Annotated in this window: 26 protein-coding genes, 1 tRNA gene and 1 pseudogene; 10 read left to right on the top strand and 18 right to left on the bottom strand. The window is 68.7% G+C overall.

Features of this window, described 5'->3' with window-relative positions:
* Positions 1-11 precede the first annotated feature (11 nt).
* Both ACVDFE_RS15125 and ACVDFE_RS15120 read right to left on the bottom strand, forming a co-directional pair.
* Positions 12-620 carry a LysE family translocator gene (locus ACVDFE_RS15125; RefSeq protein ID WP_458430801.1) on the bottom strand — a complete coding sequence of 203 codons (609 nt, stop codon included), beginning with the start codon at positions 618-620 and terminating at the stop codon, positions 12-14.
* 84 nt (positions 621-704) lie between these two features.
* Positions 705-1250, bottom strand: a complete 546-nt coding sequence (locus ACVDFE_RS15120) for a DUF4232 domain-containing protein (protein ID WP_458430800.1) — start codon at positions 1248-1250, stop codon at positions 705-707.
* Between the two features lie 126 nt (positions 1251-1376).
* On the opposite strand from ACVDFE_RS15120, the gene ACVDFE_RS15115 reads away from it, so the two are divergent.
* Positions 1377-2066: a hypothetical protein gene (locus ACVDFE_RS15115; protein ID WP_458430799.1), complete on the top strand. Its 690-nt coding sequence runs from the start codon at positions 1377-1379 to the stop codon at positions 2064-2066.
* 46 nt (positions 2067-2112) lie between these two features.
* On the opposite strand, the gene ACVDFE_RS15110 is transcribed toward ACVDFE_RS15115, so the two are convergent.
* The 5 genes from ACVDFE_RS15110 to ACVDFE_RS15090 form a co-directional block, all read right to left on the bottom strand.
* Complete coding sequence (locus tag ACVDFE_RS15110) at positions 2113-3207, bottom strand: DNA cytosine methyltransferase (RefSeq protein ID WP_458430798.1); 1095 nt, start codon at positions 3205-3207, stop codon at positions 2113-2115.
* Between the two features lie 47 nt (positions 3208-3254).
* On the bottom strand, positions 3255-4274 hold the full coding sequence (locus ACVDFE_RS15105) for a DNA cytosine methyltransferase (RefSeq protein WP_458430797.1): 1020 nt from the start codon (positions 4272-4274) through the stop codon (positions 3255-3257).
* 59 nt (positions 4275-4333) lie between these two features.
* Complete coding sequence (locus ACVDFE_RS15100) at positions 4334-5044, bottom strand: DUF6339 family protein (protein WP_458430796.1); 711 nt, start codon at positions 5042-5044, stop codon at positions 4334-4336.
* 173 nt (positions 5045-5217) lie between these two features.
* Positions 5218-6201 carry a hypothetical protein gene (locus ACVDFE_RS15095; RefSeq protein ID WP_458430795.1) on the bottom strand — a complete coding sequence of 328 codons (984 nt, stop codon included), beginning with the start codon at positions 6199-6201 and terminating at the stop codon, positions 5218-5220.
* Positions 6198-8291: a helix-turn-helix transcriptional regulator gene (locus ACVDFE_RS15090; protein ID WP_458430794.1), complete on the bottom strand. Its 2094-nt coding sequence runs from the start codon at positions 8289-8291 to the stop codon at positions 6198-6200. Before ACVDFE_RS15090 ends, ACVDFE_RS15095 begins: the two co-directional genes overlap by 4 nt.
* Before the next feature lie 403 nt (positions 8292-8694).
* On the opposite strand from ACVDFE_RS15090, the gene ACVDFE_RS15085 reads away from it, so the two are divergent.
* The 3 genes and pseudogenes from ACVDFE_RS15085 (at position 8695) to ACVDFE_RS15075 (ending at position 9936) form a co-directional block, all read left to right on the top strand.
* Positions 8695-9126, top strand: coding sequence for a hypothetical protein (locus tag ACVDFE_RS15085; RefSeq protein WP_458430793.1), 432 nt, complete (start codon positions 8695-8697; stop codon positions 9124-9126).
* Positions 9127-9135: 9 nt separating this feature from the next.
* Complete coding sequence (locus ACVDFE_RS15080; protein ID WP_458430792.1) at positions 9136-9507, top strand: MerR family transcriptional regulator; 372 nt, start codon at positions 9136-9138, stop codon at positions 9505-9507.
* A gap of 65 nt (positions 9508-9572) precedes the next feature.
* Positions 9573-9936 (top strand): annotated as a pseudogene (locus tag ACVDFE_RS15075) (helix-turn-helix domain-containing protein).
* Here the strand turns inward: ACVDFE_RS15075 and ACVDFE_RS15070 are convergent.
* From ACVDFE_RS15070 to ACVDFE_RS15050, 5 genes are all read right to left on the bottom strand, one after another.
* Positions 9933-10520 carry a ClpP family protease gene (locus ACVDFE_RS15070; RefSeq protein WP_360390164.1) on the bottom strand — a complete coding sequence of 196 codons (588 nt, stop codon included), beginning with the start codon at positions 10518-10520 and terminating at the stop codon, positions 9933-9935. The pseudogene ACVDFE_RS15075 and the gene ACVDFE_RS15070 sit on opposite strands and share 4 nt — an antisense overlap.
* A complete protein-coding gene (locus ACVDFE_RS15065; RefSeq protein WP_360390166.1) occupies positions 10517-11128 on the bottom strand; it encodes a ClpP family protease in 612 nt (203 codons plus the stop codon). Before ACVDFE_RS15065 ends, ACVDFE_RS15070 begins: the two co-directional genes overlap by 4 nt.
* A 122-nt stretch (positions 11129-11250) precedes the next feature.
* Positions 11251-11997 (bottom strand): hypothetical protein, encoded by a 747-nt coding sequence (locus tag ACVDFE_RS15060; protein ID WP_360390169.1) that lies wholly within the window; start codon positions 11995-11997, stop codon positions 11251-11253.
* 150 nt (positions 11998-12147) lie between these two features.
* Positions 12148-12221: transfer RNA gene (locus ACVDFE_RS15055), tRNA-Leu, on the bottom strand.
* A gap of 52 nt (positions 12222-12273) precedes the next feature.
* Positions 12274-12555, bottom strand: coding sequence for a metal-sensitive transcriptional regulator (locus ACVDFE_RS15050; RefSeq protein WP_360390172.1), 282 nt, complete (start codon positions 12553-12555; stop codon positions 12274-12276).
* A 323-nt stretch (positions 12556-12878) separates the two neighbouring features.
* Here ACVDFE_RS15050 and ACVDFE_RS15045 point away from each other — a divergent pair, with 323 nt between their 5' ends.
* The gene (locus ACVDFE_RS15045; RefSeq protein ID WP_030466676.1) at positions 12879-13220 is read left to right on the top strand and encodes a histone-like nucleoid-structuring protein Lsr2; all 342 of its coding nucleotides are present in this window, start codon (positions 12879-12881) and stop codon (positions 13218-13220) included.
* A gap of 123 nt (positions 13221-13343) precedes the next feature.
* Here the strand turns inward: ACVDFE_RS15045 and pabB are convergent, their stop codons facing one another.
* The 3 genes from pabB to ACVDFE_RS15030 all read right to left on the bottom strand — a co-directional run bounded on the left by pabB (position 13344) and on the right by ACVDFE_RS15030 (position 16759).
* Positions 13344-15329: an aminodeoxychorismate synthase component I gene (gene pabB / locus ACVDFE_RS15040; protein WP_458430791.1), complete on the bottom strand. Its 1986-nt coding sequence runs from the start codon at positions 15327-15329 to the stop codon at positions 13344-13346.
* A gap of 90 nt (positions 15330-15419) precedes the next feature.
* Positions 15420-16265 carry a hypothetical protein gene (locus ACVDFE_RS15035; RefSeq protein ID WP_458430790.1) on the bottom strand — a complete coding sequence of 282 codons (846 nt, stop codon included), beginning with the start codon at positions 16263-16265 and terminating at the stop codon, positions 15420-15422.
* The gene (locus ACVDFE_RS15030) at positions 16262-16759 is read right to left on the bottom strand and encodes a SigE family RNA polymerase sigma factor (RefSeq protein ID WP_360390182.1); all 498 of its coding nucleotides are present in this window, start codon (positions 16757-16759) and stop codon (positions 16262-16264) included. The genes ACVDFE_RS15035 and ACVDFE_RS15030 overlap by 4 nt, the downstream gene beginning before the upstream one ends.
* Positions 16760-16848: 89 nt before the next feature.
* Between ACVDFE_RS15030 and ACVDFE_RS15025 the strand changes: the two genes are divergently transcribed.
* The 4 genes from ACVDFE_RS15025 (at position 16849) to ACVDFE_RS15010 (ending at position 20582) form a co-directional block, all read left to right on the top strand.
* On the top strand, positions 16849-18033 hold the full coding sequence (locus ACVDFE_RS15025; protein WP_458430789.1) for a metallophosphoesterase: 1185 nt from the start codon (positions 16849-16851) through the stop codon (positions 18031-18033).
* A gap of 107 nt (positions 18034-18140) precedes the next feature.
* Positions 18141-19307, top strand: a complete 1167-nt coding sequence (locus ACVDFE_RS15020) for a type III PLP-dependent enzyme (protein ID WP_458430788.1) — start codon at positions 18141-18143, stop codon at positions 19305-19307.
* A gap of 34 nt (positions 19308-19341) precedes the next feature.
* Positions 19342-19737 carry an adenosylmethionine decarboxylase gene (gene speD, locus ACVDFE_RS15015; protein WP_030466682.1) on the top strand — a complete coding sequence of 132 codons (396 nt, stop codon included), beginning with the start codon at positions 19342-19344 and terminating at the stop codon, positions 19735-19737.
* 29 nt (positions 19738-19766) lie between these two features.
* Positions 19767-20582, top strand: a complete 816-nt coding sequence (locus ACVDFE_RS15010) for a spermine/spermidine synthase domain-containing protein (RefSeq protein WP_360391446.1) — start codon at positions 19767-19769, stop codon at positions 20580-20582.
* 70 nt (positions 20583-20652) lie between these two features.
* Here the strand turns inward: ACVDFE_RS15010 and ACVDFE_RS15005 are convergent, their stop codons facing one another.
* Genes ACVDFE_RS15005 through ACVDFE_RS14995 form a run of 3 tightly spaced genes read right to left on the bottom strand, consistent with a single transcriptional unit; the run spans position 20653 to position 24671 of the window.
* Complete coding sequence (locus ACVDFE_RS15005) at positions 20653-22701, bottom strand: prolyl oligopeptidase family serine peptidase (RefSeq protein ID WP_458430787.1); 2049 nt, start codon at positions 22699-22701, stop codon at positions 20653-20655.
* Between the two features lie 9 nt (positions 22702-22710).
* Entirely contained in the window at positions 22711-23481 is a 771-nt protein-coding gene (locus ACVDFE_RS15000; protein WP_458430786.1) for a DUF1295 domain-containing protein, read from the bottom strand.
* The gene (locus ACVDFE_RS14995; protein ID WP_458434339.1) at positions 23478-24671 is read right to left on the bottom strand and encodes a class I SAM-dependent methyltransferase; all 1194 of its coding nucleotides are present in this window, start codon (positions 24669-24671) and stop codon (positions 23478-23480) included. The genes ACVDFE_RS15000 and ACVDFE_RS14995 overlap by 4 nt, the downstream gene beginning before the upstream one ends.
* Positions 24672-24966: 295 nt before the next feature.
* Here ACVDFE_RS14995 and ACVDFE_RS14990 point away from each other — a divergent pair, with 295 nt between their 5' ends.
* The gene (locus ACVDFE_RS14990) at positions 24967-25521 is read left to right on the top strand and encodes a COG4315 family predicted lipoprotein (RefSeq protein WP_360390199.1); all 555 of its coding nucleotides are present in this window, start codon (positions 24967-24969) and stop codon (positions 25519-25521) included.
* The last annotated feature ends 88 nt before the right edge of the window (positions 25522-25609 follow it).

Here is a 25609-nt window from a genome sequence, read left to right as displayed (position 1 = left end):
CCGGCACCGGCTCACCGCGTCTCGGCGGCCAGTTTCAGCCCCAGCGCGATCAGCACGGTGGCGGTGAGCCGGTCGAGCAGGAGCCGCCGGCGCAGCAGGAAGGCGCGGGCGCGGGCGGCCAGGCCGATGAGGACCGGGAACCACAGCAGGCCGATGCCGAGGTGGATGGCGACGAGCAGCACGCCCCACGACGGTGCGGACGCGGGCAGGAACTGCGGCAGCAGCGAGAGGTAGAAGACGCCGGGTTTGGGGTTGAGCAGGTTCGTCAGCAGGCCGATGCGCACGGCGGCGCGGACCGACGGAACCGGGGCCGGTTCGTCGAGGTCGACGGGCGTGCGGGCGGTCCACAGCGCCTTCACGCCCAGGTACACCAGGTAGGCGGCGCCGAGGACGCGGACCAGGTCGTAGGCGAGTTCGGACGCGGTCAGCAGCGCGGTCAGGCCGGCCAGACCCGCCGCCGCCCACACCAGGCAGCCCAGGGTGCTGCCGACCACGACGCCCAGCGCCGCGCGCCGGCCGACGAGCAGGGCCGTCCGCAGCACCAGCAGGGTCTCCAGGCCCGGGGTGATGACGGTGAGCAGCGCGACGAGCGTGAAGCTCAGCAGTGCGGTGGTCGACATGCGGCCATCAGAACACGGAAACGCTGCGGTGCCGGAAGAATTTACCCGGCCGACACGTGTGCGCGACACCATCCACAGTGGACCTCAGCGGTACCACGCCCGCACACCGATGCGGCCCGTGCTGCCCAGGTCGATGTTGATGCTGCGCTCGGGTGCGACCGGAACCAGCGACTGCCAGGCGCCGCCGGGCGCGGCCGCCAGGTCGACGTGGCTGCCGACCTGCGGCGGGTCGAGCGTGGTGTGCGTGTTCCGCCAGAGGATCGCCGAACGCGCGCGCTCGCCCGGTTGCACGGTGATCGGTTGTGGCGGGTCGTCGAAGCCTTCGAGCCGTGCGATGCCGCCGGAACCCGGCAGGACCGCCACGTCCAGCGGCTGCCAGCGCTCGTCGAGCAGGCGCACCTGCGGGTGGCCGTTGAGCTGCACCGGTTCGGTGCCGCAGTTGACCACCTCGACCGCCATCACGCGCAGGCCGGTGGCCGCGTCGCCGCCACTCGTGGTGAACCGCAGGCCGCCGGTGCAGGCCGGTTCCGCCGGTGCCGCCGTGGTCAGCGCGGGTGGCGGCAGCACCGGTTCCTGCCGCAACGCCGTGTGCCTGCCGCACGACGCCAGTGCGACGAGCGCGGTCACCACCGCCAGAAAGCTCCGCCCCCAGATCTCATGCGACCGATCATGCCCGTGACCGGAGGAGATGTCATTGATTTGGCACCGGCTGGCGTTCCGCCGCGGCGCTACCCTCTGCTCCGGGGAGGGATACCGATGAACGCCGCGCATCCCGGCTTCGTCCGGTGGATCAACGAGGAGTGGGGCGGTGACGAGCTCTTCGCGGCCGCCCTGTGCCTCGACGAGCTCGCGGAGGCCTGCGGAGGGCCGTACGGCGAGTGGGGCACGCTGTCCGAAGAGGACCAGTCGGTGCTGCTGCAGCACTTCAGCACGCTGCACCCGGACCGGACCTCGTTGCGGGCGGTCGCGTTCGAGTACCGGGAGCACGCCGGCGACGGGAACCTGCGCGAGCTGGCCCGGCGGCTGCGCGAGGACGGGGACGTCCTCGCGCACGACCTCGCGCCGGTCTGGTGGCGGCGCAAGCAGGAGAACCGGGTCAGCACGCACCGCTCCACCTACACCGTCGAGCTGCTGCTCGACGACTACGACCGGCTGATCGCGCTGGTGGGCACCCTGATCGACGCGGCACGGGACTCGGCGGGGTGCGAACGGCTGCTGGACCTCAAGATGGTGCACCGCGAGCTGGAACGCGGGCGCGACCGCGCCGTTCCGGCGATGACCGGGCAGAACCGGTGGGAGTTCTTCGTCATCCTCACGGCCGAGCACATGGACCTCCTGCGCGCGGAGGGCGGCGAGCACGCCCGGTCGGCGCCGGCCGACTTCCGCGCCTACTGGCGGGACGTGGACAGGGCGTTGCGGTCGGCGCGGTCCATCGCGTTCTCCTGAGCGGGCTTGACTCCAGGTTCCGCACGTCAGCGGGAACGGCGAAAGGTCAGCCAGTTCGCCTCGCGATCAGAGGCTTCGCATCTTTGGTCACATCCCAGCTTCCGTTCACCGCTGCGTCCAGAGCCTGCTCGTCGAGCGTCCAGCCCATGGCCGCGGCGAGCACGTGTGCGGCCAGTCTGGGCGGAATGGCATTGCCGATCTGTTGGGAGACGTCCTTGCCTGACCACGGGTAGTCGACCGGGAACGTCTGCAAACGACCGGCCTCGGGAAGGCTGAACCGTTCGAGAGCTTCCTCGTCAGGCGTCACCAAGCGGTTGCGCGACACCTTGCCGGTGACCGTGGCCGCCGGTTCGCCAGAGGTGCGCCTGCCGCGGAGCTTCGGGTCTCCACCGGTGCCGTAGTTGGAGATGACCACGTATGGCGAGTCCCGTTTGACCGCGCGCCCCATCGTCTCCCAGGGCAGCAGCTGTGGATCTCCCTCTGTGGCAGGGACGCCTTTGCGGTACCGACGGTGCGTCGGTGCGGGAAGACTCGGCTTCCGGTCACGGCGGGCGATCAGAATGGCACGTCGACGTGTCTGTGGAACCCCGAACATCTCTGTGTGCAGAATTCCACAATCTGCTTTGTACCCAACGCCTTCCAAGGCCTCCCGCACCGCGTGCCAGACCGGGAGGACCGCCGGAACCTGTTCGAGGATGATCGCCTCGTAGGGCCGGCCGTCCTGAACGGCTTCCAACGCCCAGCGCAACGGCTCCAACACGAGTCCCGTGCGGACGTCGTCGAGCTCAGCGAGGCTCTCCTTGACGTTCTCCCCTGCCGCCATGCGCTTCACGAAGCGGAGTACCTGCTCCAGCGCACGCCGACCAGCACCACCGCCTGCAACGGTGTAGGTCTGGCACGGGGGCCCGCCGGCGAGCACTGTCGCAGTATCGAAGTCGGCGGGCTTGTGCTCCCGAACATCCGCTTGCCAGGTGCGCAAGCCCGCCTTGGCGCGGGTAGCGCACGCGCTGACGTCCCACTCGATCCCGTCCACCGCCATGCCCAGCCAATGTGCGGCAACGTCCAGCCCTCCAGGGCCGGCGAAGAGATCCACCATGTGGATCTGCCCCGGTTCAAGGGACACGGGCTGTTCAGGGGTCATGAGGTCGGAGTTTATCCGGTACCGCACCCGCGATCGGGAGTGCCGGGTCAGTGTCCTTCCAGAACCCGACGAATCGCTTGCCCGAGCGCGTGCGCGACAGGCGGCGGTGATGCGTTCCCGATCTGGCGGTACTGCTTGGTCTTGCCACCTGCGAAGCGCCACTCCGCCGGGAACCCCTGCAGGAGTGCTGCCTGGCCAACTGTCAGCTTGACCATGCCGACAGGTCCGGCGGCCGGGTCCCAGTGGAAGTCGGCGCCGGGCGGTACGTCCGCCAGCGATCCGCCGTTCACGCCCATCGAGGCCCATGCCCGCTTCGATCCGGTGGGACCGAGATCAGGCCCTCCACGCTTCCACGAGCCACCGACCAGCGTGGGTGCCACGCGGTCGGCCTGCTCGGCCCAGTCCTGCGCCTGCTCCCACCCCCGCGACGCCATGGACTGCAGCAAGGCACGACCCACCGACGGTGGTGGATCCGCCACCGGAGGCACCTCGAACGAGTCCGCCGGCCTGTCTTTGAACGCCACGAGAACGCCTTGTTTGCGGTCTTGCGGCACACCGTAGTCCGCAGCGTTCACCACAAGCCAACGGGCTTGGTAACCGAGGTGGGTGAGTTCGGCCTCGATGTCGCGGCGCGCATCCTCGTACCGCTCCCTCGTCACGAGGTCTGGCACGTTCTCGACCAACAAAGCCCGCGGCTGCACGCCGTGCATCAACATGACCGTGGCATGGAGGAGCGCCAGTTCTTCATCACTTCCACGCGGCCGACTGTTCGAGGACGATGCCTCCACACGTGGCAGACCTGCCGCGAGCAGGTCGACGTCGTAGACGTGCTGGTTGTCAGCCGGGTCGAAGTCGATGAGATCGATCTGCCGGACGTCCCAGTCCGGACGGTTCATCAGCAACGTTTCGACGGCGACGTCTTTGTTGTCGATGAGCAGAACGGGATCGAATCCTGCGCGCTCCAACCCGAGCGCCTGACCTCCTCCTCCCGCACAGATTTCCAGCGACCTCAAGCGAGTTCGCCCCAGAGCTGCTTCTCCCGGAATAGCCTTCGATACCGCACGCACGCAGAAATCCACCCCTTGCGCTGAATCCAGCCTTGATCGACGTCCCCGACCAGTTCGTCCTACTCGTCGTCGTCCTCCTTCTTCTTCCTGACACGAAGGGGCGCTTCGGCCAGGAGCTTCTCGAACATCGGAACCAGGACGTCCACGGCGCGTTTGTCGACCACACCGTCGTCCGGCCCGTCCGGCAACCGGTCCCACGGCACTTCGGCCATGTGCGCGGCCTCGGCGATCCAGTCGTGCACCGCGTCGTGGTCGACGGGAGTGTCCGGGGCGATCACATCGAAGATCAAAGTGCTTCCAGCGGCATTGACCGCCGCCGACAACGCGTTGATCTGGTCGGAGAGTTTCGGCGCGCCTTCGTCAATGAGCCGTTCCACGACACGCAGCATCGCCGCCGCCGTAGGGCGATGATTGATGATGTCCAGTCGCAAGATGCTGTTCACGACATCCTGGTAACCGAACATTTTTTCCACGAGCCGGTAGTCGGGGCCGGCGCGGAACATTTCCGCCGCCCACCACAAGCGCGAGAACGCTTGAACGTCAAGCGACCCGCTGAACCTGGAGGCGCTCGCTGCCCCGCTCTTCTTCTCGTGCCGCCAGACCACGTAGTCAGGGGCAACGAGCATGGCCAGGTAGTTCCAGAAACGGCTGTCCGCGGCCTCGGCGCGGGTCAGTCGCAACGTCGCGTGCAACCGCGGAGCCAGCCACGAGTCCGCTTTGGGCCGCTGGTCCTCGAACCTGTGCATCGCTTCGTCCACCAGTACGCGCACAGGCTCCGTTCGCCACCTCGCGTCTCCAGCGGGCAGCTCCTGGACGTTCCTGCGCAACGCGTTCGACGAGTAGTCCAGTCCTGCCTGCAAAGCAGGACCGAGGTACTTCGTGGCCGCAGCATTGGACAGAAGCCCGAGGACGGCCGGACAGTCAACAGGTCGAGCCGGGGTCATCAGGACCCGCTCCTCTCCTCGCGGTGAACCGTGCGAACAGCACTGGTCAACTTTTTGGCCGCCTGGCTCCGCCTGCCGGCCGCGTACTGGATGTTCGTCTGCAGCTCCGGCCACCCCGCACCGCTGGTACGGCGCTCGCTGATCTCATGCAACGCGTCTGTGAGCTGCCTGCCGGGCAGCACGTCCGGCAACATCGCGCGCAGCACCGACTCCCGCCAGCCGGCCGGCATGATCGGTGTGCCGTCCTCGTCCTGGTCGAGATGGCTCACCGCGGTGTGGAACATGGCGGTCCAGGCGTCTTGCGAGATCTGACTCGCCGCTACGTCCCGCACCACCTTCTCCGCGGTCGAACCGCCTGCGCCGTTCAACACCTCGACAAGACCTTCCACCCCTGCGGTGTTCAAGTAGACGATCGGGATCTCCGGGTCGTTGACCGTGGAGACAAGCCAGCCGGCGTCCTTGTACGGTCGAAGCCACTCCTCCGGCCCTTCCCGGAAGTCGATCTCCACAACCTTGACGTCGCGCTGTCGGCGCGGAGTCGCTTCCTTGAGGTCGACGTACCAGGGTGCTTCTGCCTTCCCGATGACTCGGCCGGACACACCTCCGATGTCACCGGTCACGACCAGTGAGAGCACCGCCCTGCTGAAGTGCTGGGCTCGCACCAGATCGATTTCCCCTCGCCAGGTCCCGTCGTCCTCTCTGACGAGACGGCTGCTGCTACGCACGTTCGTCCTGTTCTCGGACAGCACCGCGAGACAGACGACATTGGACCAAGGGCCATCGGCCAGCTCGTGCTCCGGCAACTCGGCCTTGAGCTGCAACGTCGCGACACTCCACTCGCCTCGCCCGGCTTGGTGCAGCGCGACAGCCTGGTCGGTCCTGGAGATCTGCGCATACGGAAGCGCTCTGCCGTCCACCGCAACGGATGCGACTTCCAGAACTGCCGGGTCGAACAGCGTCTTGTAAGGGAGATAAGGCCTCACGCCGCACCTCCGCGAGCCTTCTGCACATCGATGACCAGACCGGCCAAGCTTGCGTGAACGGGGTGGCTGGCAGGATCGGTCGTGCCGGAGAACGACGCCGAGCGCACGCCCGCCTCGATCACGAGGTTTCCGCCCTCCTCTCGACAGTTCTGTCCTTGCATCAGCTGCTTCCACTTCACCACTGGACGACCTCCGGACCGGACGTCGAACTTCGCGACAGGGGTGAGCAGCCACGGATCGGCGGCCTCGGGGAGCTTCAGGTCGACCAGGACGTGCCAGGCACCGGCGTCGTCGAGGTGACCGTCAGTGATCCGCACCGTCGGGACGCCCTGTGGACGGCGAGAACCCGAAGGACCGAAACCGTCCAGCCTGAGCAACTCCCGCAACACCGCGGGCCCGTCTGCGCCCGTGCTCGTGCGGCGTCCGACGAGCTGACGAACCGTCTTCTCGATCTCGACGCGGAATTCCTTGAGCCGACTGAGCGCGCCGCGCGCGTACACAGCTGTCAGTTCGTCGGTGTACTCCCAGCTGTTGTGCTCGGGAGGTTCGGACGCACGGAGGAACTGCTCAGCAAGTTCCACCTCCTGCCCCTCGCGACCGGTGGCGTAGCCGGCGAGCAACACGGCGTGGAACCGAGTCGCCCCCAACGGAAGCTCACGTGGTCGCTTCCGCATCACCGTCATCCGGCTTCCCCGCATGTACACGACCTGGTTAACCGGATCGTCGTCCTCACCGGCAGGGGTGACCAGCAGTACGGCTCGGTGGTCACCTCCACCTTCCTTCCTCCGTTCCGACCGGAGTGGCGGTACGGAGAGCGTCACATCAGCCCGCGCGACATCAACGTTCGAGGTCAACTCGTCGACCGTCTCCCGATTGAGATACGCCTCGAACGCACGGCTCAACGCAGGATGCGCCATGTGCGGATCGACTCGTTCTTCGTCTTTGAACACCCGGCCGTTCCGCATGGTCACAACGCTCGCCTCCAGCAACGGACCGGCGTCCTGCCCACCGATCATTGCCGCCCAAAACCCGTCCGCGAGCGACTTCACCAGCTTCTCGTGCATCTGCTGAAGCGTCTCGGCCGTGCCCGACGCGTCATGCGCGCCGACGATGAGGAAGGAAGTACCGGGCTCATCGGTGAGCCGCTCCAAGTGGAGATCGCGCACAGTCTGCTCGTCCGCCCACCACGACCGGGAGACCTCTTCCCGCTCGGGTTGTGTGTCGGCCTGCCCAAACCACGCCGGACCTGCGTATGCCTTGCCGCCGACCTCGCGCCACGGCAGGTCCAGGCGCCCGACGAGCCGTCTCTCGCTGTGGCCCTCATAGGGTTCCGAAAGCGTCGAGTTGATCAGCACCAGGCTGAACCGGCTCGTGGCCCACAGGGTCACCTTTCCGAGGCCGTACGAGCCGGCTGCCTTGGTGCCGCTCTCCTTGAAGCTGTCCAGCTGCCTGCGGACCACGGCCGTGTACCGACCGTTCCCGTACTCGTCGCCGGTGAGTCCGGCCGCGTTGTAGTCGTCAACCTTGAGCAGGACCAGCCTCCTGCTCTCGTCCAGGTCGTCCAGCGCAGCCTTCAGACTGCGCGAGACCTTTTGCTCTGCGGCCGCGGCCTGGTCGTAGTGCTCACGCAGGTCGCTCCAGCGGATTGCGGCGAGGAACGCATCGAGGTGCTCACCGGTGAGTTCGTGCAACGTGTAGCGCACTCGCACCGGCTGACTGGTGTCATACCGCTCGTCCAGGGAGTTCTGCGTCGCCTCGCGTGCCAGCGCGGTCAAGTTCGCGTCAAACGCGAAAGCGGCGGCATTTCCGTACTCGCGACCACCGTCCCTGTGCGCCGACCGGTGATGCCACTGCGGCGGCGTCTGCAGCACCACGTCCGTGCGGTTGTAGACCGAAGCGGAGTCGGTGCCGAGAATCTCGGCGATCCTGCGCTGGGTGTCCGGTCGAGGCTCGGCGCGACCGTTGACCCATGCGGACACCGCAGCCCTGGTGATCTTCAGATCGTCAGCGAGCTGGGCTTGGGTCATGCCCGTCTTGCGGAGCTGACGGGCCAACCAGGGGCCGAAATTCTCGCCCTGCTGTGGACTCATCGCGACTGCGACCCTCCCGACTTGTGTTGGAGCCCGCTCAAGCCGAGTGGGTCAGGTAACACTATCAGCTGAATTTTGACATGACCACAAGGATCAAAATTTAGTACATAGTCCCAGCTCAAAAGCTTAGTGGAAGATCTACAACCGGTGTCGGGACTACTTCGTTCCTGGTCCGCATCAGGCACGCTGGCAGCGGCGACCTCGTTCTTCCCTGTGCTCCCCCACGCATCGGAGGACGGCGCGCCCGGCAACCAAGGCCGACATCCAGGGGCATGCACCACGCGATCTCACGTCTGCGGTGTGGTGGAGCAGTTGGCCGCGCCCACGCCTTCACGTCACAGTCGCGGCGCGCCCCGTGAGCGGGCTTGACCCTGCACCGTGGTGCAGGGTCAAGGGTGGCGGTGTGATCGAGACCGTCGAGACTTCGGAACGCGCCGCGGTGACCAGGTGGGGCCGGGCGGGCGCGCTGTACGACCTGGTGGCGAGCGCCGCCTTCCTCACGCCGTGGACCGCCGCGTTCGCGCTGGGCCTGATCGGGGACCTGCACGCGGCGCTCGGGCTGCCGGGTGCGCCGCCTCCCCCGCCGAACGCGATGACGTTGTTGTTCGCCACGCTGTTCGGCACGGTCGTGGTGCTGTGGTCGGTGGTCCGGTGGGTGCGGCCGGAACCGGTGCTGATCGCCGCGGACACGGTGGGCAGGGTGCTGTTCAGCGGGTGGTTCACCCGGGCGCTCTGGCAGGGTGAGACGCCGGTGCTGGTGGTGTTCCTGGTGCTGGAGGTGGCGTGGGGTGCGGCGCAGCTGCGGGCGCTGCTGGCCGGGCGCAGGGCGGGGTAGCGTCCGGTGGTGCGCATCTCCGAACTGGCCCGGTCGGCGGGCGTGGGCATCAGCACGGTGCGGTTCTACGAACGGCGCGGGCTCGTCGTCCCGTCGGCGCGCACCAGCGGCGGGTACCGCGAGTACGAGCCGGAGGTGGTGAAGCGGCTGAAGTTCATCCGCCGCGCGCAGCTGCTCGGGTTCACGCTCACCGAGATCGACCAGATCCTCGCGCTGTCCGCCGGTCCGGTCGACGTGGCCGGGCTGGGCGGGGTGATCGAGGAGAAGGTGGGCGAGATCGAGGAACGGGTGCGCGACCTCGAACGGGTGCGGCTGGCGTTGCTCGACGTGGCCGCGAACGGGCCGCGCGAGACGTGCCCGGTGGTCGCCGCGTTGAGCTGACGGCGTCTTTCTGCCGACAGCAGAACGCACCTTCCGGCCGGTGCGGCTGCTGTCACGATGGCGGCATGGCGGACATCTTCGACTTCAAGGGCAAGCGCGAGCCGCAGCCGCTGTGGCGCGAGGCGCTCGGCCGGAAGCTGCGCGAGATCAGGGAAGCTCCAGGGTGCCCGCCTGGTCGACGTGGCCGAACGGGCGGGCATCTCGACGCAGTACCTGTCCGAGATCGAACGCGGGCGCAAGGAGCCGTCGAGCGAGATGATCGCCGCGGTCACCGGTGCGCTGGGCGTGGACCTGGCCGACCTGCTCGTCGGCATCGCGGGCCAGGTCCGGCACTTCCAGACCGCGCGTCCGGTGCACCGCCCCGGCGGCCCGGTGATGACCACGCGGTCCCTCGGCCGTCCCAGCGGACCGGTGCTCATGGCGGCCTAGCGCTGCTCCAGCACCTGGTCGGCCAGTCCGTACGCCACGGCACCCTCCGCGTCGAACACCCGGTCGCGGTCGGTGTCGTGGCGCAGCTGGGCGACGTCGCGCCCGGTGTGCCGCGACAGCACGTTCTCCAACTGGGAGCGCACCCGGACGACCTCGTCGGCGGCGAGGATGAGGTCCGGGATCGTGCCCCTGCCCTGTGCCGCCGGCTGGTGCAGCACGACCCTGGCGTGCGGCAGCAGTGACCGGCGGCCCTCCGCGCCCGCGGCCAGCAGGACCGCGCCCGCCGCGACGGCCTGGCCCACGCACGTCGTCGCCACCGGTGCCTTGATGTAGCGCATGGTGTCGTAGAGCGCGAGCATCGCCGACGGGTCGCCGCCCTCGCAGTTGATGTAGAGGTTGATCTCCAGGTCGGGGTTGTCCGACTCCAGGTGCAGCAGCTGCGCTATCAGCGCGTTGGCCACGCCCGAGTCGATCCCGGTGCCCAGGTAGACGATCCGCGACGACAGCAGGTGCGAGTAGACGTCCATGATCCGCTCGCCGCGGGCGTCGCGGGTGATGACGTTGGGGATGGTGTAGGTGCTCATGCGACGGCTCCGGAGTGCAGGCCCAGCTGGTGGGTGCGGACGGGGACGACCTGGCCCAGGTCGCTGACGACGTGGTCGATGAACCCGTACTCGCGGGCCTGGTCGGTGGTGAACCAGCGGTCGTGCAGCGAGTCGGTGAAGATCCGGTCGAACGGCTGACCGGTGTCCTCGGCGATCAGCCCGAGCACGGTGTCCCTGGTGTGGCGCAGGTCGTCGGCCTGCACCTCGACCTCGACCGCGGAGCCGCCGATGCCCGCGGACCCCTGGTGCATGAGGATGCGGGCGTGCGGCAACGCGAACCGCTTGCCCTTGGTGCCGGCGGAGAGCAGGAACTGGCCCGCGCTGCACGCGAGACCCAGCGCGAGGGTCGCCACGTCGCACGGGACCAGCCGCATCACGTCGCGGATCGCCAGCATCGACGGCACCGACCCGCCGGGCGAGTGGATCCACAGCGCGATGTCCTGCCGCGGGTCCTCGCTCGCCAGCGACAGCATCTGGGTCGCGAGCACCGTGCCGTTGTCGTCGTCGAGCGCGCCGTCGAGGATCAGCACCCGCTGCGCGAAGAACCGGTCCCTCAGACCGGGGCTGAACATCTTGTCGTTCGTCATGCACCCGACGATGCCGGTGCCACCGCCGCGGCCGCTTCCGTTGCTGCTGTGGGCAGATCAGCTCACGGCAGGCACGCACCCGGAGCTTCAGTCCTTTGAGGACACCTTCGGGGGCCGCACGGTCACGCCGATTCCACGGTGAGCCGCCACCGCACGATCCCTTCGGCGGGCACGACGGCGACCGGGTTGTCGGGGTCGGTGCGTTCGAAGCTCGCGCCGACCATGGGTTCCACCCCGATGCTGCGGTAGGGCTCCGGTTCCGGCCAGCCCTTGAGGTTCCGCCACAGCGCGATCGACACCGGCTGTCCCGCGCACTCCACCCGCAAGTCGAGCGCGTGCTCGCCGTCGACCACCCGGATGCGGTCGTGGCGCAGCACCGCACCGGTCGCCGTGCCGTCGTCCGGTCCGAGCGTTGCCAGTCCCGCCGGCCACTCGCTCATCACCGGCGCGGGGTCGGCGATCAGCACCGGGACACCTTCCGGCGCCTCCAGACGGGCTTCCTGGCTGAGCTCCAGCAACGCGTGTGCCGCCCACACGAACCGATAGCCGGGTTCGGCCGTCAGCTCGTAGTCGACGACCACCACGTCGCCTTCACCGCCGAAGCGCCGCCGGAACGAGAACTCCGGTGTCTCCACCGCCCACCAGCCGTCGACCTCGTGCCAGGGCCGGCTCCACACGTCACCGTGGTCGGGCAGCCCGCGCAGCGTCGGAACGCATTCCTCCAGCCCGCCCGCGTCCACCCACGGGTCTCCGGGCGACACCGCCGCGCGTGCCGGGTCCTCTCTGGCCCACAGCCACTCGCGTTCCCCGCTGCGCAACGACGTCCACCGCCCGCCGAGCGAGTGGTCCACCTCGACCCGCAACCCCACCACACCACCCCCGCCAGCAAGGTCATCGCGTTCCGACCCTCCCACGCACCAAGGCGCAAAACAACGCCCGGCCGGGGACCTGGGAGCCCAGAAAACACCACGGGCGAGGTATGTCCGCGCGTTCCGCAGACATACCCCGCCCGAAGGTCGTGCCCCCGGTGCGACTCGAACGCACACTGGACGGATTTTGAGTCCGCTGCCTCTGCCGATTGGGCTACGGGGGCGTAGCGGGGTGAACTGTAGCGGATCTGGCGGTGTGGTTTGTTGCGGGTACCCCTAGGACTTCACCAAACGGCTGATGGCCGCGGTGGCTTCGGCGAGCTTCTCCTCGGCGACGGGGCCGCCTTCGGCGACGGCCTGGGCGACACAATGCTTGAGGTGCTCGTCGAGGAGGCCGAGGGAGACGGCCTGGAGGGCCTTCGTGGCGGCGGCGATCTGGGTGAGGACGTCGATGCAGTATTCGTCGTTCTCGACCATGCGCTGGAGGCCGCGGATCTGTCCCTCGATGCGGCGCAGTCGCTTGAGGTATGCGTCCTTGTCCGCGGTGTACCCGTGCATCGCTCCTGACCTTCCCTACCCCTGGCGGGTATGTGCAGGATACCCGGAGGACGGGTGGTGCGTTATGTGCAACGCTGCTCCGTCAGCGGGAATGGTGAAGCGTCCGGCAAGCCCAGCAACAGCGGCGTGATGAGACGACTAGCTGCACATTTTGGACCCATAACACCCCTGCGGTTTCCTCCGCAAAATGCCCCGACCGGGCGGTTGGGTCACATTTCAGCGGCGAAAGGTTCGCCGTTTTTCCTCGTGTGGACTATGGTGTTGTCGGTGCACGTGGTTTGGTCGAGGATCCGCGTGCTATGTGAGTACCCAACGGAGGAACAGTGGCACAGCAGACCGTCGTCCAACTCATCGACGACCTCGACGGCGGAGAAGCCGACGAGACCGTGACCTTCGCACTTGACGGTGTCGAGTACGCCATCGACCTGTCGAAGGGAAATGCGGAGCGGCTTCGCGAGTCGCTGGCGGACTTCGTCGCCAAGGCTCGTCGTGCGGGTGGCCGCAAGCAGCGCAAGGGCACCGGCAAGTCCACGGTGAAGGCCAGTGACAAGGCTGAGGCGCAGCGCATTCGGGACTGGGCCCGTGCGCAGGGGCACCAGATCTCGGACCGCGGCCGCATTCCGCAGAACCTGGTCGTGCAGTTCCAGGAAGCGCACGCGTCCTGACCTGCGCGGACTCGCGGGGTTTCCACACGTCGGCCGGGTGGCCGGCCGACGTGTTACCAAGAACAGAAGCACAAAGGTGTAACACGTCCCGGTTCGTTCACACCATCCCCGGAACGCGTGGGATCAGCGACCGGGAAAGTCCGCTCCGAACAGCCGCAACACGGCTGTCGCCTTGACCGCCGTCTCCTCGAATTCCGCGTCCGGCTCGGACAGCGAGATGACTGCTCCGCCGACGCCGAAACTGACCTGGGCACCGTTGCGGACCAGCGTTCGGATGACGATGCTGAAGTCCGCGGCGCCGTTGAGCGAGAAGTATCCGAGGGCTCCCGAGTACACGCCACGTGGACCAGCTTCGAGCCCGTCGAGGATCTGCGTGGTCCGGATCTTCGGTGCTCCGGTCATGGACCCGCCGGGAAACGCGGCTCGAACACATCGGACGGCGGAACTGTCCGGTCGAAGTCGTGCCCGCACGGTGCTCACCAATTGGTGGACGGTGGTGTAGGTCTCGACGTCGAACAACCGGGTCACCTCGACGGAACCGACTTCCGCGCAGGTGCCGAGATCGTTGCGGACGAGGTCCACGATCATCAGGTTCTCGGCGCGGTCCTTGACCGATCGGGCCAGGCTTGTGCGCAACATCTCGTCTTCGGCGGCGTCTTCGCCGCGGGGGCGGGTGCCCTTGATCGGCGATGACTCGACGACGCCATCCCGGTCGACGCGGATAAATCGTTCGGGTGACCCGCTGAGCACGGACAGTTCACCGAAACGCAGCAACGCGCCGAACGGTACGGGATTTGCGGCGCGGAGCAGCCGATAAGCGGCCCAGGGGTCCACGTCGGCCTGCCAGGACATCATGTTCGTCAGGCAGACCTCGTAGGTCTCGCCGGCGGTGATGGCTTCCTGGCACGCGTTGATCAGCTTCAGGTAGTGCGTGCGCGGGTGCCGCAGTTGCACGGTGGCCGCGGCGGGCGGTTCGGGGGCCGGCAACGGGGTGAGTGCGTTCAATACGACCAATACCTGGTCGAACCAGTCGTCGTCGGTCAACGACAGCAAATAAGTGGTGTCTTCGTGGTGGTCGATCACGACGGCGCGGTCGGCGAAGACGAACGACGCGTCGGGGTGGTCGGACCGGTGGGCGGAGTCACCGCCGCACTCGGCTTTCAGCTCGTACCCGAGGTAGCCGACCCAGCCGAGCGCGAAGTCGAACGGCACGTCGGGGTGTTCGACGGCCCAGGCGGCCACGTCCTCGTCCAGCCACGAGAAGAACGACGGGCAGTGCAGGCGTTCGCCGTCGACGACCAGCTCCCGGTCCGGCACCGAGTACCGGGCCACCCGCGCGAGGGGTCCTGAGGCATCGCCCAGGAACGAGAACCGCCCGCCGGAGCCGCTGTCCAGCCAGAACGCGGTCTCAGCGGTCCCGTGGAGGGCCGCGAACGCCTGCTCCGCGTCCACGGCCAGGTCCAGGCGCCGGACGTGCACAGGGCGCTTCTGAGCCGTTGTACGAACCATCGCGGGTTCGGGGACGGCGGCGGTCCGGGCGGGGGTGAGGGCGGCGAAGTTCGCCAGCAGCTCCCGGCCGGACTGGGTGCAGATCGACTCGGGGTGGAACTGCACGCCCCACGCCGGGCGGTCGAGCGCGCGCACACCCATCAGCACGCCGTCGTCGCTCCACGCGACGGCTTCCAGGGAGGGAGGCAGCTCGGTGACCGCCAGCGAGTGGTAGCGGACCACTTCGAGAGGTGACGGCAGACTGGCGAACACGTCGACGCCCGTGTGCGTCACCGGTGAGACGATGCCGTGGCGTGGCACCGGCGCGGGACCGACCGTGGCGCCGTAGGACAGGCACAGTCCCTGATGGCCCAGGCACACGCCGAGCAACGGGATCTCGGCGTGCTCGACCACCGCGCGGCAGAGGCCGAAGTCGGCGGGGTTGCCGGGCCGGCCGGGCCCCGGTGAGATCACCACGTTGTCGAACGACCGCAGCGCGGACAGCCGGAAGCGCGGGTCGTCGTTGGCGACGACCACGGGTTCGGCGCCGTTCACCTCGGCCAGGTGCTGGAAGAGGTTGAACGTGAACGAGTCGTAGTTGTCGATGAGCAGAGTCCGCATCGCGGGCGGCACTCTACCTGCCAAAACACCCGATCGGACGCAGGAGAGAGGGCGGCCACAGAACGTGACCGCCCTCCGTGTGCGACCGGGTCAGCTCCCGAGGACGAACTTCGGGTCGACCGCCATGGCGGCGAGCTCTTCGCCGGAGAACGGCTCGACGTCGAGCGCCGGGTAGCCGCCTCCGTCGTAGCCCGCGCTCTGGGCGACGTTCACGACCCAGCCGTTCGGGTGCTTGTACGACATCCAGCCCATCACGCGGCCCTGGTCCGTGCTGGCCGCGTCACCGACCTTCTTCCCGTCGACGTCGCGCACCTTGCACATCGCCCGGCTCATGCCCCAGAACTGCCTGGCCAGGGCACACGGCTCGGAGGCGCTGCCCTGGCTGGGCGTGGACACCTCGACGATCAGCTTGCCGACCTTGCCGTTCTTGCGGACCGGCACGTACGACGTGTACTCCCAGACCTCGGGCTCACCCTCGTTCGACGAGATCTGCGCCTGGGTGTGGAGCAGGTCGCCGTTCTGGTACTTCGTGTCCTGGTACTTCAGCGACGGCGTCTCGAAGCCGTGCGCCTGGGCGGACTGCTTGACCGCCTCCAGCAGTTGCACGCCGCGCGCCGCCTGCGGGCCCTGCTGCGCGGTGCGGTCGTTCTGCCCGGACGGCCACGCCATCTTCGACGAGGCACCCGGCTGGGAGCTGCTGCTGCTCGGCCCCGCACCGATGAGGTAGTCCTGCGTGCCGCCGGGGTCGAGCGCGAACGCCGACCCGAGGCCGATGCCCACCACGAGCACCGCCACCACCGCGCCGACCTGCGACGACCGCCGCCTGGACCGGGCCTTGCGCGCGACGTCGAGCGCACGGTTCGGATCCATGGCCGGCGGGGGGCTGCTGGTCACCACCACGTCCTGGAAAGCCGTCCTGAGGTCCTGTTCGTTCATCGAACCCTCTCCTGCTGTGAGAGCAGACCGCGCAGCGTCTGCAGCCCCCGCGCGGCCTGGCTCTTGACCGTTCCTCCCGAAACCCCGAGGACAGCGGCCGTCTGGTCGACGGACATGTCCTCCCAGTACCGCAGCACGAGGCACGCGCGCTGCTTCGGAGGCACCTTCGCCAGCGCCTCCAGCAGCACCATCCGCTCCTCCGGGTAGCGACCCGGTGCAGCGGCCGAGTCGGCGAGGTCCTCGCTCACCGACTCGAACCGGAACCACCCGCGCCGCCGCTCGGACAGGAACGTCCGCACCAGTACCTGCCTGGTGTAGGCGTCCAGCGCCTCGTGCCGGTCTATTCGCCGCCACGCCAGGTAGAGCTTCGTGAAGGCTTGTTGCACGAGGTCTTCCGCGCGATGCCAGTCGCCGCACAGCAGATACGCCGTGCCGCGCATGGCGTCGGAACGGGCCGCGAAGTACTCCTGGAACGCGGCGTCCCGGTCACTCATCAGGTCTCCCCCTGTCTGCGGTACCGGGTTACTCACGCCACCGCCAACCTGGCGGGTTGCACGGAGTTCGCGAAACGCATACTGATGTCGTGATTTTCCTTTTGCTCCTCGGCGTCCCCACCGCACTGGGCCACTTCTACCTGTGGCGCAGGCTGGTCGTGGACACCACCCGGCCGCGCTCGCTCGGGCGCCGCGTCGGCACCGCCGCCATCGCCGGCGCGTTCCTGGTGCTGATGAGCGCGCTGGTCGTGACGCGCCGGGTGCCGCCGGAGTACGGGAAGTTCTTCGCCTGGCCGGGCTTCGTGTGGCTGGCCGTGCTGTTCTACCTGGCCATCGCGCTGGGCATCGCCGAGGTCCCGCGGCGCATCCTGCTGCGCAGGGCCAGCGCCGCACCCGTGCCCGTCGGCACCGGCGCGGAGGCGGCCGAGCCGGTCGAGGTCGTGCCCGACCCCGGTCGCCGCCTGTTCATCGCGCGGTCGGTCGCGATCGGCTCCGGCATCGCCGCGGGCGGTGTCGTCGGGTACGGCATGACGCAGGCGCTCGGCGACCCGCAGCTGCTGAACGTGCCGGTGACGCTGGACAAGCTGAAGCCCTCGCTGTCCGGTTTCCGGATCGCGGTGGTGAGCGACATCCACCTCGGCCCGCTGCTCGGCCGCTCGCACACCGAGCGGATCGTGCGGATGATCAACGAGCAGGAGGCCGACCTCGTCGCGATCGTCGGCGACCTGGTCGACGGCACCGTGGCCGAGCTGGGCGAGGCCGCGGCACCGCTGCGGGACCTGGTGTCCCGGCACGGCAGCTTCTTCGTGACCGGCAACCACGAGTACTTCTCCGGTCACGAGCAGTGGATCTCCGAGCTCGACCGGCTGGGCGTGCACCCGTTGCGCAACGAGGGCCTGACCGTCGCCGGTGGGATCGAGCTCGTCGGCGTGAACGACGTCACCGGGAAGTCCTACGGCGACGGCCCCGACCTCGACCGCGCCTTCGCCGGCCGCGACCGCGCCAACCCCGCCGTGCTGCTGGCGCACCAGCCGGTGCAGGTGGGCGACGCGTCTTCACGCGGAGTCGACCTGCAGTTGTCCGGTCATACACATGGCGGACAGATGGTGCCGTTCAACTTCGTGGTGCCGGTGCAGCAACCCGCTGTCGCGGGGCTGTCGAAGGTGGACGACACGTGGCTGTACGTCAGTCGTGGTGCGGGTTTCTGGGGGCCGCCGGTGCGCGTGGGCGCTCCCCCGGACATCACGCTGGTCGAGCTCCGGTCTGCTGGCTAAATCACACTCGGCCCCACGGGATTGCGCACTTGCGGTGTGCAGGCCGTAGAGTGGACGGCCGTGCCCGCGTACGGACGCGAGGCGGATGAAGGGGGAACCCTGGGGAAATGACCGAGAGCTTCGCCGTCGACCGGCGTTACGAGGCAGAGGCTCGTATTCGGCGTTTCCTGGACCAGGAGCACCCGTCGACACCGTGTCTGGTGATCGACCTCGAGACGATCCGCGCGCGTTACCAGGCGATCCACGCCGCGATGCCGTCCATCGACATCTTCTACGCGGTCAAGTCGAACCCCGAGGCCGACGTCGTCGCGACGCTGGTCGCCCAGGGCGCCCAGTTCGACGTCGCCTCCCCCGCGGAGATCGACCTGTGCCTGGCGCGCGGCGCCGCACCGTCGTCGATCTCCTACAGCAACCCCATCAAGAAGGCCGCCGACATCGCGTACGCCTTCTCCCGCGGGGTGCGGCTGTTCGTGTCGGACAGCGAGCAGGACGTGCGGTTCCTCGCCGAGCACGCGCCCGGTTCGTCCGTCCTGGTGCGGATCCTCGTCCACAGCAAGGGTTCCACCTACCCGTTCGGCAACAAGTTCGGTTGCGATCCGGAGATGGCGACGGATCTCTTGCGGTTGTCGCACCGGTTGGGGCTCGTTCCTCTGGGCGTCGCCTTCCACGCGGGCTCGCAGCAGCTGTCCGTGGCGGGCTGGGACTCCGGCATCGCCGACGCCGCCCTGATCGCCGCGAAGCTGCGCGCGGAGGGCATCGAGACCACCACGGTCAACCTGGGCGGCGGGCTTCCGGCCGTGTACCAGGAGGACACGCCGGGCCTTGAGGCCTTCGCCGCCGCCATCGAGGAGTCGCTGGCCCGGCACTTCGGTGCCGCACGCCCGCGGGTGATGATCGAACCGGGGCGCGCGATCTCCGCGGAGGCCGGGATGATCCGCTCGTCGGTCGTGCTGGTGTCGCGCAAGTCCTATGCGGACGAACGCCGCTGGGTGTACATCGACATCGGCCGTTACCAGGGGCTCGCCGAGACCGAGGGCGAGGCGATCGCGTACCGGTTGCGCACCTCGCGCGACGGCGGGCCGACCGGACCGGTGGTGCTGGCCGGTCCGACCTGCGACGCGGACGACGTGATCTACCAGCACACCCGCTACGACCTGCCGCTCGACCTGAGGGCGGGCGACCACGTGGACATCCTCCACGCCGGCGCCTACACCTCCTCCTATTCGTCCGTGTGCTTCAACGGCTTCCCGCCGCTGGCCACGTACTGCGTCTGAGTCCGCCTGTACTTCACATAGTTTGGAGTGATTGATGTCCGAAGCGCCCTGTCAGACCGAGGAGACCGTCGGTTTGTTCGCGGGACAGCACGTACTTGCAGAGCTTTCGGGTGTGAGTGCCGATCTGCTCGACGACGAGCAGTTCTTGCGCCACGCCCTCGGTGAGGTTCTCACGCAGGCCGACGCAACCGTGCTGGAGGTGATCTCCAAGAAGTTCGATCCCCAAGGAGTCACCGTGCTGGCCCTGCTGTCGGAGTCCCACGCGTCCATCCACACCTACCCCGAGGTGGGGTCGGTGTTCGTCGACGTGTTCACCTGCGGTACTCGTGCGAAACCCGCGCTCGCCGTCCAGCTACTCGCTGACGCTCTGGGCGCTGCTCACGTGAGCACGGACCTCGTCACTCGTGGCATCAAGGAGCACGCCGCGTGAACACGATCAACGAGCCGCTCGCCGAGGGCATGACCCGCCACTGGCGCGTGGACGAGGTGCTGGTCGACACCAAGACCGACTTCCAGCACCTGGTGATCGCCCGCACCGCCCAGGGCCTGTCGTTGTTCTGCGACGACGACCGCCAGTCCACGGAGCTCAGCCAGCTGACCTACCACGAGGCCCTGATGGTGCCGGCGCTGCTGCTGGCCGACCAGGTCGAGCGGGTGCTGGTCATCGGCTCGTCCGAGGGCGTGGTGTGCCAGATGGCGGTGCAGCACGGCGCCACCGTCGTCGACCACATCGACATCGACGAGCAGGCCGTGAAGCTGTGCGCGGAGCACCTCCCGTACGGCTACACGACCGAGGAGCTGGCGCTGGCGGAGAAGGGCGAGGGCCCGATCCGCGTGCAGTACATCGACGGGTTCGAGTACATCCGCACGACGTCGGAGAAGTACGACATCGTGCTGGTGGACCTGCCCGACGAGCGCGAGGAGGAGGCGCAGCACAACCGCCTGTACGGCGCGGACTTCCTGCGCATGTGCAAGGCCCTGCTGCGTCCCGGCGGCGTCGTCGTCAACCAGTCCGGTTGCCAGACGATGTGGCGCAACACCACGCTGATCCGCTCCTGGCAGCGGTTCAACGAGGTGTTCGAGACGGTCGCGTACTACGGCTCTGACGAGCACGAGTGGGCGTACCTGTTCGGGCGCGCGGACGTCGTCGAGGACCCGACGGCGCTGATGGTCGAGCGGTTGGCCACGGCCGGGTACCGGCCGGAGTCGATCGACGACCTGGCGTTGCTGGGCAACAGCATTCCGCCGTACCGGGTGCGGCAGTCGCTGGCCTGAGCCGGTTTCCGGCACGAGAGAGGGGCGCTTCCCGGTCACCGGGAGGCGCCCCTCCTCCGTTCGTGCGCGCCTAGCCGAGCGCCTGCTTCAGGAAGTCCACCTGGAGCAGCAGCAGGTTCTCCGCGACCTGCTCCTGCGGCGTCATGTGCGTGACACCGGACAGCGGCAGCACGGTGTGCGGCCGGCCCGCCGCCAGCAGGGCGCTGGACAGGCGCAGGGTGTGGGCGGCCACGACGTTGTCGTCGGCGAGGCCGTGGACGATCATCAGCGGGCGGGAGAGCTTGTCCGCGTCGGCGATGAGCGAGTTGGAGTCGTAGACCTCTGGCCGCTCGTCGGGGTGGCCGAGGTAGCGCTCCGTGTAGTGGGTGTCGTAGAGGCGCCAGTCGGTGACCGGGGCGCCGGCGATGCCCGCGTGGAACACGTCCGGGCGGCGCAGGACGGCCAGTGCCGACAGGTAACCGCCGTAGGACCAGCCGCGGATGGCGACCCGGCCGAGGTCGAGGTCGGGTTCGAGTGCCGCCGCGGCGTGCAGGGCGTCGACCTGGTCCTCCAGGGTGGCGCCGGCGAAGTCGAACGCGATGGCGCGTTCCCAGGCCAGACCGCGGCCGGGGGTGCCGCGGCCGTCGGCGACGAGCACCGCGAAGCCCTGGTCGGCGAGCCACTGCGAGGCGAGGAAGGCGTTCTGGGCCGTCAGGACGCGCTGGGCGTGCGGGCCGCCGTAGGGGTCCAGTAGCACCGGGAGCTTGGTGCCCGGCACGTGATCGGCAGGCAGCAGCAGGGCCGCGCGCAGGTCGCGTTCGCCGAGGGTCAGCATGCGCGGGGACGCCCTGATGACCGGCGTCTCGGCCCACGACTCGATCTCGCGACCGCCGACGGTGACCTTCGAGCCGTACCAGTCCAAAGAGGACGATGCGAGCACAACCGTGCCACCGCCCCGGACGGCGGTGTGCACACCGTCCCCTGTGGACAGCCGCTCGACCGTCGCGCCGATGGAGTGGACGTGCACCTGGGTGGGGTCATCGGCGGAGGCCGCGATCAGCACGGAGTCGTCGGTGATGTCCAGGACCCGGCGCACCTGCAGACCTTCGGTCACGACGTCGTCGCCGACCTGCAACGCGTACTCGTCGCCGGAGTGCACGATCCGGACCAGGCGGCCGTCGGGCGTCCACGCCGGGGCGCCGTCGCTGACCTCCAGCCACACCGGGTCGGTCTCGACGGCGAGCTCGGACACCGCACCGGTCTCCGGGGCGAGCGCGTGGACGCGGCGGGTGCGCTGGTCGCGGGTCTGCGTGGTGATCAGCGGCGCACCACCGGCTGACCAGTGCACGTCGTTGAGGTAGTCGAACTCCAGCAGCACCGGCACGAAGGTGCCGTCCAGCGACACCACGTGCAGCGACACCGCGGCGTTGTCCGTGCCCGCCGCCGGGTAGGCGATCTCGGTGGCCGGCGTCGCGGGGTTCGCCGGGTCGGCGATGTACCAGCGGCGCACCGGGGAGTTGTTCACGCGCGCGGCGATGAGGCGGGTGCCGTCCGGCTCCCACCAGTAGCCGCGGTAGCGCGACATCTCCTCGGCGGCGATGAACTCGGCCAGGCCGAACGTGACGTCCTCGCCGTCGGGCACGGCGACCGCGCGGTCGTCGCCCGAGTCCAGCTCGACCACGCGCAGGGTCCCGCGCGTCACGTACGCCACGCGCTGACCCGTCGGGTCGACGCGCGGGTCGATGACGCCGCCACCGGTCGGCAGCTCGCGCACGTCCCCGCTCACCAGGTCGGCCACGAACAGGCGGCCGGACAGGGCGAACGAGGCGACGTTCGCGTCACCGGACAGGGCGTAGCCGACGATGCCCGCGCCGGACTCGCGCGTGCGTTCGCGGCGGGCCTTCTCCTCCGCGGGCAGGTCCTCCGGATCGGTCAGCAGGCGGCCGGGATCGGCCACCAGCCGTTCGACGCCGGTGGTCGTGTTCAGCTCCCACAGCCCGTTCGCACGGCTCGTGGCCGTGGCCGGGCGCAGGAAGAACACGCGCGAACCGTCCGGCGACACCGCGAAGGTGCGCGGTGCGCCGACGGTGAACCGCTGAGAGCGCGCCTGTTGGCGCGGGAAGGAGATGTCGTTGCCCACCCGCTCACACTATCCCGCGCGCGAACGCGGGGGCATGGGAACGAAACCGCTGGTACGACGCACGTACTCGGCGTACCCCGGCCGGCGCGACACGATGTCCCTCTCGAGCAGCGGTTTGCCCGTGCCCTTGGCGAGCAGCCACGTCATGACCACCGGACTGATGACCGTGAGCGCCGCCGGCCAGGAGTGCACCGCGAACAGGAAGAGACCCCACCACACCACGGCGTCCCCGAAGTAGTTGGGGTGCCTGGTGTAGCGCCACAACCCGCGGTCCATGACGGCGCCCTCGTTCGCCGGGTCCGCCCGGAACCGCGAGAGCTGCCAGTCACCAACTGACTCAACTGTGAAGCCGACCACCCACAAGGTCGTTCCGGCCCAATCTAGCACTCCCCACGGCGCGTGAAGGTGCTGTGCGACCTGCACCGGCAGCGACACGATCCACATCAGAACGGCCTGCAACAGGTACACCCGATACATCCGCAGCCGCGGATTTCCCTTGGCGCGCTTGAGGATGTCCCGGTAGCGCGGGTCCTCGTCCCTGTTCCGGTTGCGCAGGAGGATGTGCACGCCGAGCCGCACGCCCCAGATCACCGTGAGCGCCGTGACCAGCACGTTCCGCACCGGTTCGCCGTCCGCGAACAGGAACGTCACCACCGCGATCACCGCGAAGCCAGGTCCCCAGGCGGAGTCGACCAGGTCGTAGCGCTTGCGCCGGTCCGCGTAGCCGAACAACGCGGTGAGCACCACCAGCACCACGAGGAAGCTGACCGGGTAGCTCACCGGGCCACCAGCTCACGGCGCACGCGCGGCATGCCGCTGCGGCCGTTCTCGCTCCTGCGCACCGCGAGGACCTGGTCCACGCCCATCCGTCCTTCCTCGAACGTCAGCGCGCCGCCGGCGAGGTAGAGCCGCCACACGCGCGCCTGACCCTCGCCGACGAGCGCGACGACCTCGTCCCACCTCTCTTCGAGCGTCCGCGCCCACGCGCGGACGGTCCAGACGTAGTGCTCGCGCAACGCGTGCACGTCCCGGATCTCCAACCCGGCCGCCTCCAGGAACCCGGTCGTCTGGCTGACCGGTCGCATGTGCATGTCCGGTGCCACGTACGACTCGATGAACGCACCACCGCCCGGCGCGTTCCGGCCGCGCGACATCTGCTGCAACAGCAGCCGCCCCTCTGGCTTGAGCAGCCGGTGCAGCGTCGCGGCGTACTCGGGGTAGTTCCGCTCGCCGACGTGCTCGCCCATCTCGATCGTGGAGATCGCGTCGAACGGTTCGCCGCGCACCTCGCGGTAGTCCTGCAGCCGCACCTCGACCCGGCCCTCCAGCCCTTCGGCCGCGATGCGCGAGAGGACGTGCTCGCGCTGCTGAGCGGAGATCGTGACCCCGGTGGCGTGCACGCCGTAGTGCTTCGCCGCGTGGATGATCATCGAGCCCCACCCGCAGCCGACGTCGAGCAGCCGCAGGCCGGGCTGCAGGCCGAGCTTGCGGCACACCAGGTCGAGCTTGTTGTGCTGCGCCTGCTCCAGTTCCTCGTCCGCGGCGGTGAAGTACGCGCACGAGTAGGCCATGCTCGGATCGAGCACGAGCCGGTAGAAGGCGTTGCTCAGGTCGTAGTGGTGCGAGATCGCGTCCCGGTCCCGCTTCTTGCTGTGCAGCGCGCCTTTGAGCCGTGCCTCCTCCTTCGGCGCGTCCGGGTTGCGCCCGACCACCTTGAGGTCCAGCGCGAGCCGCACCACCTCGGTGAGCTTCGGCCTGCGCGTGACGCCGCGCCGCACCAGCCCCCAGACCTGGGAGAGCCCGGCCGCGAGGTCGCCTTCCACGTCGAGCTCGCCGCTCACGTACGCCCGCGCGAGCCCGAGCTCGTTCGGGCTCCACACGAGCCGGCGCAGCGCGTCGCGGGAGCGGAGCACGAGCACGGTCCCGTCCTGTGGGCCGGCCACGCTCCCGTCCCACGCCCGAATCCCGATCGGAAGCGGCGCACCCAGCACCCGTTCCGCCACTCCTGCCAGCTGACCAGCGACGACCACCCTGCACCTCCTGCGAAACCGGCTCCGCCTGACGTTCGGGACGGCAAGAGGTTCGGTTCGTTTCTGAACCGAGACGCAACCACGCCCGTATGGCCCGGTAGAGCGAACGACGGACAAGGAGGACATGAGTGTGATCCGACGTAACCGCATTGCCATCGGGCTCGCCGCGGGACTGGCAGTTGTGCTGGGTCTTGGTGTCTGGAGCGCCACGGGAAGTGGCACGAACTCGAAGCCGGTGGCACAGACCGAAACCGACCTGGGCGTCCTCGGTGACTACGGCGACGTGGGTCAGCCCCCGGTACTCCAGGAACCCGCTCAGGCGCCCGAGACCCCGGTTCAGCAGCAGGCACCGGAGACCCCGGCCGCGCAGCAGCCCCCCGCAGCCGCACCGGTCAGCTCGCTGAAGCTGGTCGGCAAGCCGGTCGACAAGATGGGCCTGGTCGTCCAGGACGGCGACGGCCGCACGATGTACCGCTTCGACAAGGACACCCCGAAGCCGGAAGGCAAGTCGAACTGCAACGGCCAGTGCGCCATCACGTGGCCGCCGCTGCTGTCGGACACGATCCCGCAGGTCGAGGGCATCGACTCGAAGCTCGTCTCGCTGATCACCCGCGCTGACGGCAAGAAGCAGGTCGCGATCGACGGCTGGGCGCTCTACGCCTACTCGCAGGACCCGAAGCCGGGTGCCTGGAAAGGCCAGGGCGTCGGCAACACCTGGTTCGTGATCCAGCCCGACGGCAAGCGCAACGTCGAATGCCTTCCCCCCGGCGTGACGGTGCCCGCGGCCTAGTCCCCTTGCAACGACCATCCCGTTAGGACTGTCCACCTGACACCCACAACACCCTGACACGCGAAACCCCGGCCCCGGGGAAGGGGCC

This window comes from Lentzea chajnantorensis (assembly GCF_054300775.1).
This window is presented reverse-complemented; position numbering and strand designations above follow the sequence as displayed.